The 10,980-nt window shown below is 50.4% G+C and carries 13 protein-coding genes; 7 read left to right on the top strand and 6 right to left on the bottom strand.

The window, feature by feature from the left end; genetic code table 11:
* Positions 1–154 precede the first annotated feature (154 nt).
* Together PRIO_RS33345 and PRIO_RS34495 are read left to right on the top strand one after the other, a co-directional pair.
* Positions 155–1,939, top strand: a complete 1,785-nt coding sequence (locus PRIO_RS33345; protein WP_020425957.1) for a M3 family oligoendopeptidase — start codon at positions 155–157, stop codon at positions 1,937–1,939.
* A 92-nt stretch (positions 1,940–2,031) separates the two neighbouring features.
* Positions 2,032–2,199, top strand: a complete 168-nt coding sequence (locus tag PRIO_RS34495) for a CxxH/CxxC protein (RefSeq protein ID WP_019914591.1) — start codon at positions 2,032–2,034, stop codon at positions 2,197–2,199.
* Positions 2,200–2,365: 166 nt separating this feature from the next.
* Here the strand turns inward: PRIO_RS34495 and PRIO_RS33340 are convergent, their stop codons facing one another.
* A complete protein-coding gene (locus PRIO_RS33340) occupies positions 2,366–3,763 on the bottom strand; it encodes an MFS transporter (RefSeq protein ID WP_020425955.1) in 1,398 nt (465 codons plus the stop codon).
* 139 nt (positions 3,764–3,902) lie between these two features.
* Here PRIO_RS33340 and PRIO_RS33335 point away from each other — a divergent pair, with 139 nt between their 5' ends.
* Positions 3,903–4,253, top strand: a complete 351-nt coding sequence (locus PRIO_RS33335) for an ArsR/SmtB family transcription factor (RefSeq protein WP_020425954.1) — start codon at positions 3,903–3,905, stop codon at positions 4,251–4,253.
* 195 nt (positions 4,254–4,448) lie between these two features.
* Here the strand turns inward: PRIO_RS33335 and PRIO_RS33330 are convergent, their stop codons facing one another.
* Positions 4,449–4,829, bottom strand: coding sequence for a VOC family protein (locus tag PRIO_RS33330; protein WP_020425953.1), 381 nt, complete (start codon positions 4,827–4,829; stop codon positions 4,449–4,451).
* A 115-nt stretch (positions 4,830–4,944) separates the two neighbouring features.
* Here PRIO_RS33330 and PRIO_RS33325 point away from each other — a divergent pair, with 115 nt between their 5' ends.
* Together PRIO_RS33325 and PRIO_RS33320 are read left to right on the top strand one after the other, a co-directional pair.
* On the top strand, positions 4,945–5,538 hold the full coding sequence (locus PRIO_RS33325) for an RNA polymerase sigma factor (protein WP_020425952.1): 594 nt from the start codon (positions 4,945–4,947) through the stop codon (positions 5,536–5,538).
* A complete protein-coding gene (locus PRIO_RS33320) occupies positions 5,495–6,433 on the top strand; it encodes a hypothetical protein (RefSeq protein ID WP_020425951.1) in 939 nt (312 codons plus the stop codon). The genes PRIO_RS33325 and PRIO_RS33320 overlap by 44 nt, the downstream gene beginning before the upstream one ends.
* A gap of 84 nt (positions 6,434–6,517) precedes the next feature.
* Here PRIO_RS33320 and infC read toward each other — a convergent pair whose 3' ends face one another.
* A complete protein-coding gene (infC, locus tag PRIO_RS33315) occupies positions 6,518–7,039 on the bottom strand; it encodes a translation initiation factor IF-3 (RefSeq protein WP_046506199.1) in 522 nt (173 codons plus the stop codon).
* Positions 7,040–7,413: 374 nt separating this feature from the next.
* Here infC and rlmH point away from each other — a divergent pair, with 374 nt between their 5' ends.
* Positions 7,414–7,893: a 23S rRNA (pseudouridine(1915)-N(3))-methyltransferase RlmH gene (rlmH, locus tag PRIO_RS33310; protein ID WP_020426025.1), complete on the top strand. Its 480-nt coding sequence runs from the start codon at positions 7,414–7,416 to the stop codon at positions 7,891–7,893.
* Between the two features lie 64 nt (positions 7,894–7,957).
* On the opposite strand, the gene PRIO_RS33305 is transcribed toward rlmH, so the two are convergent.
* Together PRIO_RS33305 and PRIO_RS33300 are read right to left on the bottom strand one after the other, a co-directional pair.
* The gene (locus tag PRIO_RS33305; RefSeq protein ID WP_020426024.1) at positions 7,958–8,755 is read right to left on the bottom strand and encodes an SDR family NAD(P)-dependent oxidoreductase; all 798 of its coding nucleotides are present in this window, start codon (positions 8,753–8,755) and stop codon (positions 7,958–7,960) included.
* A gap of 95 nt (positions 8,756–8,850) precedes the next feature.
* Positions 8,851–9,705 carry a helix-turn-helix domain-containing protein gene (locus PRIO_RS33300; RefSeq protein ID WP_020426023.1) on the bottom strand — a complete coding sequence of 285 codons (855 nt, stop codon included), beginning with the start codon at positions 9,703–9,705 and terminating at the stop codon, positions 8,851–8,853.
* Positions 9,706–9,854: 149 nt separating this feature from the next.
* Here PRIO_RS33300 and PRIO_RS36345 point away from each other — a divergent pair, with 149 nt between their 5' ends.
* The gene (locus tag PRIO_RS36345; protein WP_020426022.1) at positions 9,855–9,998 is read left to right on the top strand and encodes a hypothetical protein; all 144 of its coding nucleotides are present in this window, start codon (positions 9,855–9,857) and stop codon (positions 9,996–9,998) included.
* Positions 9,999–10,003: 5 nt separating this feature from the next.
* On the opposite strand, the gene PRIO_RS33295 is transcribed toward PRIO_RS36345, so the two are convergent.
* Positions 10,004–10,846, bottom strand: coding sequence for a sialate O-acetylesterase (locus tag PRIO_RS33295; protein ID WP_039785373.1), 843 nt, complete (start codon positions 10,844–10,846; stop codon positions 10,004–10,006).
* Positions 10,847–10,980 lie beyond the last annotated feature (134 nt).

Here is a 10,980-nt window from a genome sequence, read left to right as displayed (position 1 = left end):
GCTCCTTGCGGCCGTATATAATTGTTTATAACAGGCGTGATACAATGGAGTAATTACATATATAACCAAAGATGAGGTGGAAGCATGTGAGCTCTGTCTGAGAAATAAGATAAGATCACCATCCCGGAGTCTCAGATGAGGAGAGATCAGAAATATGGAATTAACGTGGGAGCTGGACAGCCTGTACCCGTCTTTTCAGTCGGAGAAATACTGGCAGGACCGAAGGCTTTTGACAGAATATACAGAGCGTTTGATCGAATGGGCGGCAGGACACTTTCAGAACCGAACGCAGAACGAGAAGGAATTGGCACAAGCGATCGAGCAATTTTTAAAACAATATAATGCCTACAAAAGGGTCTACCACTGTCTATTCAGCTATGCGGAGCTAAGGTTCAGCCTGGACAGAAGCGATGCGGAAGCGATGAACAGGATGGATGAGCTGGAGGACGCCGCAGCGGCGGCCGGGGAGGCCCATGCAGGCTTCAGCAAATGGCTGGCAGGTGTAGCAGATCTAAAGGCGGTAATAGCTTCGTCCGCATATCTTGCCGGGCATGAGTTCTATCTGTACGGGCTGCAGCGGCAGTCAGAGCATTTGCTTGGCGAAGAGGCTGAGTCGGTCATTGCCCGTATGCAGAGCACCGGCTCCAAAGCCTGGGAGAGGCTGTATATGCGGACACTATCCATGCTCCGTATGGACGTACAAATCGGGGGACAAGCCCGGAGTTTGTCGCTGGCTGAATTGCAGAATCTGGCCTATGACGGAGACGCAGGGGTAAGGAAGGCTGCCTATGAGGCTGAGCGCGAAGCATGCCGGAGTGTGGAGGAGCAGAGCGCCGCCTGTCTGAATTCCGTAAGTGGAGAAGCGCTTGCAATCTACGGGCTGAGAGGATATGCATCACCGCTGCATAAAGTGCTGAAGGCATCCAGAATGAACCGGAAGACGCTTGAGGTAATGTTGGAAGCCATAGAGGAGAGCCTGCCGTTTTTCCATCAATATTATATGAAAAAAGCAGCGCTGCTCGGTCATTCCGGACCGCTGCCGTTTTATGATGTTTTTGCTCCGTTAGCTGAAGAGAGTTCAGCCAAAATCACCTACCCGGAAGCGGGGGATGTGATTGTCTCCGGCTTCAGCGCATTCAGCCCGGAGCTGGGCGAATTCGCCCGCAAGGTATTCCGGCAGCGCTGGATTGACGCCGAGCCAAGAGAAGGTAAAGGCAATTTCGGGATGTGCGTCGATATTTTTCCGATTGGCGAAAGCCGGATCATCACCAGCTTCACGGGGAATTATATCGATGTCAGTGTGCTGGCTCACGAGATCGGGCATGCCTACCACAGCAGCTGCCTTGCTGGCGAGACTATGGTGAATACGGATTATCCGGTACCCGTTGCCGAGACGGCGTCGATTTTTTGCGAAAGCCTCATTCATGAGGAACTGCTGAACATGGCAGCTGAAAGCGAAGCCTTGGCTATTCGGGAACGTAGTCTGTCTGATGCGGGTTATTACATTGTGGATTTCTACGCCCGTTACCTGTTTGAGAGCCGGCTGTATGAACGAAGACAGTCCGGTCCTCTGTCCGCCCATGAACTGAATGACCTGATGCATGAATCGATGGTGGCTGCATATGGCGGCAGCGTTGACCCTGCGACTTTCCATCCTTATCAGTGGATCAGCAAAGCCGGATATTATATGGCAGGCAATGAATTTCTGAACTTCCCCTATTCATTCGGGCTGCTGTTCTCCAAGGGACTCTATGCGCAGTATAAGAAGCAGGGCGGAGATTTCGCAGAACGTTACAGGTCTTTTCTGGCAGCTACCAGCAAAAATACCATCGCGGATGCCGCAGGACTGATGAATATCGATGTGGATTCGCCACAATTCTGGCGTGATGCGCTGGCGTTGATTGCGGAGGACATTCAGGAGTTTGTGGAGAGTGTGTAAACTCGGCTGCGGGAGTTCCTTTTTGCGGGGAAGTATGGTAGAACAGTAGAAGAAGTATATGCCCGCGGGGCACAGAAAGGGATGCTTGATGGATGTATGTAGTATGTAAGGAACATGTGGAGCTGGCTATCGACAAATTTGTGGACGAATACGAGGATGCACCGGATATTGTGGATCTGAAAGAAACGGAGTTCTCGGATTGGGACCCGCCAGCGAAATGTGCGGAGTGCGATAAGAACGCTGAGGTTCTGGTAGTTTAGAGCTGCCTTACTTCAGGATAATGGGATCAACTATTCAAAAGCGGGCCGTGTCCCTGGATGATCATTCATCCGGCGATATCCGGCCACTCTTGATCAGGCTTGCCCTGCAGCTGTAAAGTGAGCTGCAGGGTATTTTGCATTTTGCCGGAACGGTGTCCGTTCAAGCTTACGCCTCAGCCATTTCTTCAATCCGGCTCCCGCTGCTCCGGCGGTATGCAAAGGCGGAGACAATGGCGATGACGGCAGCAATGGAGAGTCCCCAGTAAATGTTGGAGTAAGCTGCAGACAGGGACAGCCCGTGCTGCCATTCCAGAGCACTGGCGGCCATAGCAACACCGAAGGCACCGCTGAAGAACTGGAGCAGCTGAAATAATCCCATCCCTGAGCCAATCTGCGAGGAAGGCAGAACGCGGGAGATTTCATTGGATACACTGCTGGACAGCGTGGTGAAGGCCAGACTCATAATCATATACACGAACATCACTGCTATCCATGAATGCCCGGCAAATAGAGCAAACAGTACGGTAGCGGTCAGCACCAGCAGCGGCACAAAGCGCAGGATGCCTCCATTGCCGAAGCGGTCAATGATCCGGCCTACCGACCGGGATACAAAGATCGCAAGCAGGGACCCGGGGAAAATGACAAACCCCGCATGGCTTGCAGTGAAGCCGAACCGGTGAACCAGAATCTGCGGCAGCAGGAACAGCGTTGCAAAGCTGCACAGATAGGAGGCGATTCCGACCAAAGAGAGTACCAGGTACGGGCGGTTCTTGAAAAGAGCGGGCATAACAAACGGATCAGAAATGGTGCGGATACGGCTCACGAACAAGAAAATAGCAGCTATTCCGGCAACCAGCGCAATCCACAGCCCGCTGGTCAGGAACAGCAGAAGCCCGGTGGTGCCGATGCCGAGGAAGACCCCTCCAAGTGCGTCAAATGAGCCGCGGCTCGGCAGTTCTTTCGGCAGCAGCACCAGAAACAGCGGCACAAGCAGCAGGATAATAGCGGTAACGGCAAACAGCCAGTTCCAGCCAAAATACTGGGTAATCGCTCCGCCTGCAACAGGACCAAGTCCCAAACCAAGCGAAACAGAGGACATAATCGTCGCCATTGCCTTGCCCCGGCGGCCCAGCGGGACATACCGGGTGAACAGGACAAGTGACAGCGACATAACGGCACCAGCACCGGATGCCTGCACAATCCGTACAATCAGCAGCACAATAAAGTTCGTGCTGAAGAATCCGGCAACCGCCGCGAGGCCGAGTGTCAGCAGGCCAATCGTCAACAGTCTGCGGATTGGCAGAAAGTCGGAAAGTCTGCTGTAGGTAATCGAAGCAATGGAGAACATAATGGAATACCCGGTCACGATCCAGGAAGCGGCGGAGGCTGAGATGCCAAAGGTCTCGGTTACATCAGGCAATGCCAGATTGAACATGGCCGTGTTCATAATAACCAGAACAACCGCAACACTGAATAGAAACGTCAGCAGCCCTTCCCTGGGAAGAGTGGCTTCCACTGAAGAATCTTCTTCCGCAGCAGCGGAGATTGTATTTACTGAGTCCATGTGATGGCCACTCCTTTTTAATGTTTAATAGTTCGATTATGTTCGAACATTTGAAATATAGCATGCGTTGATATAAAATGCAATTAGGAGCACGATAAATTTTTTGCAACCATTTGTATGACAAAAGGGGATATTATCCATGAAGATACTATTTCATCCGGAACGCAAGGACATTCAGCTTGCCTCCGTACTGTATGCACTCAGTGATCCCATTCGCTTATCCATCATTTCAGATATCAGGAACAATGGTGAACAGGCCTGCAACAGCTTCAACGTGCCGGTCGCCAAATCGACGCTGTCCCACCATGCCCGGACACTGCGCGAGGCGGGGGTTGTGCATACCCGTGTTCAAGGCACTCAGCGTATACTGTCCTTGCGTACCGAGGACTTGAATGCCCGGTTTCCGGGCTTGCTGGATTCGGTGCTGAGCGCTTATGAGGCCAATGGGCAGCCTGCGCTGGAGACGGAGGCAGAGGAGAGCAGCAACTGAGGGTTAACTTTTTCATGTTCAGCACATCTGAGTGGAATTTCCACGTGGAACATTTAAATTGCACCAAAAAACCACCTGATTCGACATTCCGAATTAGGTGGTTACATAGGATAGTTTTTTTATAGCTGGCGTGTTATTTCAATTCAATCTGCCCTTGTTCCGTTCCCCAAAAGCCTGTTTGAACATCAATCAGGTTTATTCCCCCTTCACTTCACTCATCAACGCATGAGTATTTCCCTCAGAATCCCGGAAGAACGCCATCCAGGTCTCGGTTTGGCCCATTTTGTTCACCATATGGGGTTCGCCGGTAAAAGCTACTCCCTTACCGATTAACTCTGTATACATTGCCTGAATATCTCCAACTTGAAAATACACAACGGAGCTGGCATTGGCGAACTCTGCTGTCTCCGGAAGGCTCAACAGCAGCCGCAGGCCGCCGAGTTCAAAGAAGGCCATACGGTCCGTCTGAAATAGCAGCGGAAGGCCCAGCAGGTTTTGATAAAAATGTACCGCTCGTCCTATTTCTTTCACAGGTATCCCGATTTGCCCCACCTTGTGGATCCTATTCTTTTCCACACTGCATTGCTCCCTTCTTCATCTCATGACTTCTTTATATAATAATAATTGTTTTTTGAACAATGTCACATTTTCAAGGGATGCTTCGTTGTACAGGTTGAAAGGGGGGAGAGAATTGAATGATGCAGAGCTGCGCCGGATAATAGCTGACGTGCTGGAAGGGAACATCGAAAGGTTTGAGGAGATCATGCGAACCTATCAAAAAGCGATCCTGCTCTATTGTTATCACATGCTGGGGCATTATTCGGAGGCTGAGGACAGCGGGCAGGAGGTGTTTCTGAAGGCCTTTCGTGCTTTGGGCAAATATAACCCGGATATCCCCTTCGGTGCATGGTTGTATACGATTGCCTACAATCAATGTATTGATGTGATCCGCAAGCGGAAATTGACCAAATATCTGCGTCTCTTACACCGGGATGAGCGGGACAATAGACACGTAGATCAACAGATTGAAGGCAAATATCTGGATGAAGCGGTGCAGCAGGCCTTGTCAAAATTATCGATAGAAGAGCGGAATTTGTTGATTTTGCGCTGTGTGGAGGAAATGAGCTATCAGGAGATTAGTCTGATTCTTCATCACAGCACATCCAAGCTGCGTAAAAAATATGAGCGTTCGGCCAAAAAATTCCGGAGGTATTATGCTTATGCGAAAGGAGAAGGAAGCTGTGAGATTCGACAAGGATCAGGATTTGAAGGAACTTCTTCGTAGCCCGCAGTTCAGTGAGACAGACTTGTCCGGAAAAGTGATGAAGAGGTTGTATGCCGGACAGAGCGGAAAGGAGCGATTCCTGGTGAAATATAAGGTCAGCGTGATGGTCATAGCGGGAATGCTGCTGACAGCATCCTCGGGTTTTGCGGCGGTTCAATATCAATCCTTGAAGAACAAACAGGGGGAAGTTACTTATCAGGTCAAGCCTGCCAAGGAAGCTTCTGTTCCTCAGGAAGAAGAATTACAACGTTGGAAAATCAGCCGTGACTTAGGGGATAAACTGCTACAGGAGGGTTCCGCAGCTGTTTTTTATGTCGTTGCCCATAATCCCAACAGGCAAATGGACACCCGGTTTAAGCCGGTGACGTTTACCGACCTCTCTGTACTCCGCAGCAAACTGTCCAGCCAGCCCGTTGTCATTGCAGACAGCTTAACAGGCAACTATGCCTTCAAAAGCGCCAGGGTATTCTTTAAACCGGTTAATATGGTGAATCCGCCTACTCCGGAAGAAGAGGCTGCTACGGCAGAGAAGCTCCGCAAGCAGGCTGAGGCATCCAAGCAGGAATATGCAATGATGCCTGTGGAGTTATCCAATGAGCTTCTCAATATTAGAACGGTCTACGCTCAAGGGAAGAATGAAATAGCTGTGACTATTGTCAAATCCAAAGGTGAGTTTACAGCATACGTAGATGAAAAAGTCGATTTCACCTCGGAAAAAGTGGTTGTAGATGGGGTAGAAATGATATATACCAAATATAAAGGCGGAAATTCTATAGTCTGGACTGCTGAGGTTCCGGGCAGTACAGAACTTTATCAATATCAGATTGACGACATGAGCGGACAATATCTCAGCAAAGCCGACATGATCGAAATCGCCAAGCTATATCTAAGATAAAAGCCGAACGATCCTCCGCAGCCTGCGGTCAGGATCGTTCGGCCGTTTCTTAGGGCAAGGGCGAGGACGGTGAAACGGCCAAGCTCAACGGGGATTCAGTTTCACCTGCGAGCCCTTGCCGCCGGATTGAATTCCGGTGTCTTTGACACCGGCTTCTTTTAGGTCGGCGACCAGCCGCTCAATGACCGCCTTGGCGGCAGCAGCCTCTTTTGCGCCGGAGGCCTTCACGACAAGCTGCACCGGCTTGCCGGAGCGCAGATGCTTGTCCGCCTGCCGCAGCTTGGTGTCGTAATCATGCTCCTCGATATGAGCGGTAAAGCGCAGCTCTTTGACCTTCTCTTTCTTGCCGTGTGCACTTGCTGCCTGAGCGGAACCCGACTTACGCGCAGTCGTTGTCTCCTTCTGTGCAGCCGCTTTGGCTTTGCCCTTCGCCATCAAACTGCAGGGTGGGGGACTGCTCATCAGCGAGGTGCAGACGAGATCTGCGCCTGCCGCCTTGGCCTTGGCCAAAGCTTCCGCTCTGGAGACAACCCCCAGCTGCTCGCCCCGAAGTCCTGTAAGCACCACCTCGGATGCTCTGATCTGCTCATTTAACAATACGGCCATGCCACGCAGCCTCCCTGTACACATTGATAGAACTATCATATACGTAAAAGGGCTTGCGGTTCAAATGTGGGAATTATACCAGGGCTTGAAAAGCATCTGCCATTCGGATGAACCAGAACGGGCAGAGAGCAGCAAAGCCATGAGAGACTGGAGCGGCCGAAAGTCCACATATTCCACGAGTACCGGTTATATCCCCCTAATAAAGATTACATATTCAGTTTATATAAGAGGAGTCTATCTTGCAGCAATGCTGGATCGTTGCGTGTTTTGGACAGGCATGTGATACACTACAAAGGACAGATTCACTGGCGGGCTTCGCAGTGTCCCGAAAGAAATTACAGTATCCATGACGGAAGCAGATAGATGGAGGATTTATGTTCATTCAAATCATTAGCGTAGGCAAACTAAAGGAGAAATATTTGACGCTCGGCATCGCAGAATACGCCAAACGGCTGACGCCTTACCTCAAATTTCAGATGATTGAGGTGGCGGATGAGAAAGCACCGGACAACCTCAGCGAGGCAGAGGTTGTTCAGGTGAAGGTGCGCGAGGGCGAACGCATCCTCGCGCACATTAAGAGCGAGGCGCATGTCATTGCGCTCGCGATCGACGGCAAGCTCTGGAGCTCGGAAGAGCTTGCCGCAGAGCTCGACCGGCTCGGCACCTACGGGACGAGCCATGTCGTCTTCGTCATCGGAGGGAGCCACGGGCTCTCCGATGACGTTATGCGCCGCGCCCAGCAGCGCATGAGCTTCGGGCGCATGACGCTGCCCCACCAGCTCATGCGCCTGGTGCTCACCGAGCAGATTTATCGTGCAGTGAAGATCAATCGGGGGGAACCGTATCATAAATAGAGGCAAGTTTTTTTGAACTAATTAGGATACGTGTAGATAACTTCGCTCGAGCGTCTGTAAACCATCATTGTGCTTTGGGGCGCGAATTGCGTTCATTGATTAAAGCTAAGCTGCGCCGCGGAAGAATACGGCAAATCAGGGTCGTCATATAGTTGATGCGCCCGTCAATGATGTAGCCGCTGTTTCGGTCGACTCCGCGAAATCCGGCTTGGACGACTTTTTCTGGTGTGGACAGTGTGTTGTTCTCCACCATATCCCGGCTGCCAACTGCATCGAAAAATCCAGTATCAGTCGCACCCGGGCATAGGGCCAGTACACGAACACCGCGTTCGCGGGTTTCCGCCCACAGTGCTTCGGAGAAGGATAATACGAATGCCTTGGTAGCCCCGTAAACGGCCAAATAGGCACAAGGTGCAAACGCAGCCATTGAAGCCACATTTACAACGACCCCGTCTTTACGTCCCAGCATGCCCGGCAGGAAAAGATGTGTCAGTTCGACAAGCGCAGCGGTATTCAGCATAATCTGTTCCTGCTCGCGCTCCGGGTTTATATCCTCAAACCGGCCAGTTGTGCCAAATCCTGCGTTATTGATAAGAATATCAACTGTAACGCCGAGTTCAGAGATCGATTTCGCTAGTAGACGCGGGGCCTCTGCCTTGGACAAGTCGATGGGAAGGGCATATGCCTGCACGCCGTGCGTGCGTGTAATTTCACTGGCCAACGCCTCCAGCTTATCTTTGGAGCGTGCCGTCAAAATGACGTGGCAGCCTCGCGCTGCCAGTTCTTTGGCATACACTTCGCCAATTCCAGAGGAAGCGCCAGTGATCAAAGCGACTTTGCCAAGATAGTGATATGAGTTCATATAAGAATCCCCTTTAACGTTGAGTTTTGTTGATTATATCAACGATAAAGGGGCGTTAACCACAGTGTCTCTATACTATTAACAGGACTAACAGGCTAGGACAACTCAGCGGCTTGGGACAGCAGAAGGGAGAGCTTCTCTTCTGTGCCAGAACCAGGCATTGGAACGAAAAAGCACCAGTGCAGCCCGGGATCGTTGTCGATCGCTGCGGCGCAATGGATAGTGAACGCCAGCTCCGGTCCGTCCGCAAGGCGGCATTGTACCGGGACGGCGGTAGTTTTGTGCCGAATTTCATGCCATTCCCACAAACGCAAGAATTCCTCGCTGTTCTTCAAACGGTCGAATCGATTCATGAACATCGGGTTCTCTTTGTTCTGGTCGAAGCTTGCCCGAATCAGGCCCGTCATGTAACGGGCGAATTCCTCCCAATTTATCAGCCTTTTGGGGTATTCCGGGTCCAGAAACAGCAGGGTTGCCATGTTTCGTTCTTTTTCCGGCAGACGGCCAAAATCGGTGATAACAAGCTTTGCTCCCTGATTCCAAACGATCACGTCCGCAACTTCATTTGCAATGAAGGAAGGATAACGCAATTGATTTACAAGGTTTTGCAGAAATTCGGTATTGTGTGGTTCCGGTTTCGGCGCTGTATATGAATTGGCTGGTTCCGGCGCAGCCAGGTTGAATAAATGCTTCCGCTCGTCCTCATCCAGTTGTAGCGCTTGGCTGATATGGGATAAAACCTCTGGGGATGGATTTCTCTCACGGCCCTGCTCTAGCCAGGTATAGTAGGTAACACTAACATTGGCGAGAAATGCGACTTCTTCCCTGCGAAGTCCAGGGGTGCGCCTGCGGCCAGGGAATGGCTTAATCCCCGCCTCTTCAGGCTGCAGTCGATAGCGGCGTGATTTGATGAATTCCCCCAATGCGGAGGAGGTATGATGATTGTCCATTACTGATGCCTCCTTTATTCACGATTTCCGTAAATCCCTCCAACCTTATCATATTTGAACGTCGGACGGAGCACAAAGGCAAATAAGGCAAGTTTTAGGCTGAAAATAGCCAATCATTCGCAGTGTGTTACGCAGGGAGCCCTGTTTGTATGTATCTCAGGCGTTCCGAGAATCACGAAAGGATTCTGACAGATATAGAGGAAGGTCTGCGTGAAAAGCAATATTCGACCGAGAAGTATGAATTAATGGAAGATCGGGCCGGGGTTTTGGACAAGTATGCCAAGAATGAGTAAAGGGATCAAGGCTGCATAACCTTCACCATCTGCGCCTCGAATTCCGCGTAAGTGATTTTACCCAAAGCCAAATCCATGCTATGAAGGTATATCTGTTCTGTTTTCGAATAGTCGCGCTCCACTTTCAGCGACTGCTCCTCCCCCGGGAGGGGCTCCAGGACATGACACTTGTTCGAAAAAGCTTCGAAATAGCGGTAGCCGAATTTGCGTTGCGAAACCGCGTTTATATGAATGCCATCAGGATTCGCGGTCAACTCTGCCGCCGTTACAAAATAACAATTTTGCTGTTCGTTAGCGAAGCGCTGCAATTGTTCATTGACCTGTCTATACTCTGTCGCTTGCTGTCCAAAACCAGTCTTCCCAAGGAAATCACCAAGTCCGCCAATGATCAACGGCACCTCATCAAGATTCAATTCGTTTCTTAGGGTCTCGATGATAAGGGTTAATTTCTCGTAATAAGTTTCATGCAGCGAATGATAACTGTCGCTCTCACCCTGGTGCCAAAGAATTCCGCAGATTTGACTGGACCGCAAGGCGAAGCGAGCTTCGGACAAAGCATGCTGAAAAAGGATGCCCTCCGGATGCCAATCATTCAAAGAACTGCCACCTTCTGCACAAGGAATCAAACCAATTTCTTCATCAGAATTGGCTTTCGACCAGGCATCGGCGAAAGACGCCGCCAGGCTTACACCGGAAACCGGACGGTCATAATTAATCGGCTCTGTCATCATCTGCCACTGTCCATTACGCAGCATTTTTATTTTTTCATGATATATAGGGTCGACTTCATGCAAAAATCCACGGCCTGCCATATTAGATTGACCCAACATTAAAAATGATTTTATCATTTAATCTTCATTCCTTTACATAACTATTATAGACTAATTGAATCATTATATAGTCTGATTAGACTAAAATCAATTAATGATCACTATGCCTGGTGTTGGGTTAGTGACGGTTGCCGGATCTATAGACGATCGGA

Source organism: Paenibacillus riograndensis SBR5 (genome assembly GCF_000981585.1).
In the GTDB taxonomy this organism is placed as follows: Bacteria; Bacillota; Bacilli; order Paenibacillales; family Paenibacillaceae; genus Paenibacillus_AQ; species Paenibacillus_AQ riograndensis.
The sequence above is the reverse complement of the archived record's forward strand: the minus strand, read 5'-3'. Positions and strand labels throughout refer to the sequence as shown.

What these genes read in the sequence shown, in the direction of transcription:
- PRIO_RS33345 (WP_020425957.1), top strand. Translation starts at nt 155, where the DNA reads ATGGAATTAACGTGGGAGCTGGACAGCCTGTACCCGTCTTTTCAGTCG.
- PRIO_RS34495 (WP_019914591.1), top strand. Translation starts at nt 2,032, where the DNA reads ATGTATGTAGTATGTAAGGAACATGTGGAGCTGGCTATCGACAAATTT.
- PRIO_RS33340 (WP_020425955.1), bottom strand. Translation starts at nt 3,763, where the DNA reads ATGGACTCAGTAAATACAATCTCCGCTGCTGCGGAAGAAGATTCTTCA.
- PRIO_RS33335 (WP_020425954.1), top strand. Translation starts at nt 3,903, where the DNA reads ATGAAGATACTATTTCATCCGGAACGCAAGGACATTCAGCTTGCCTCC.
- infC (WP_046506199.1), bottom strand. Translation starts at nt 7,039, where the DNA reads ATGGCCGTATTGTTAAATGAGCAGATCAGAGCATCCGAGGTGGTGCTT.
- rlmH (WP_020426025.1), top strand. Translation starts at nt 7,414, where the DNA reads ATGTTCATTCAAATCATTAGCGTAGGCAAACTAAAGGAGAAATATTTG.
- PRIO_RS33305 (WP_020426024.1), bottom strand. Translation starts at nt 8,755, where the DNA reads ATGAACTCATATCACTATCTTGGCAAAGTCGCTTTGATCACTGGCGCT.
- PRIO_RS33300 (WP_020426023.1), bottom strand. Translation starts at nt 9,705, where the DNA reads ATGGACAATCATCATACCTCCTCCGCATTGGGGGAATTCATCAAATCA.
- PRIO_RS36345 (WP_020426022.1), top strand. Translation starts at nt 9,855, where the DNA reads ATGTATCTCAGGCGTTCCGAGAATCACGAAAGGATTCTGACAGATATA.
- PRIO_RS33295 (WP_039785373.1), bottom strand. Translation starts at nt 10,846, where the DNA reads ATGATAAAATCATTTTTAATGTTGGGTCAATCTAATATGGCAGGCCGT.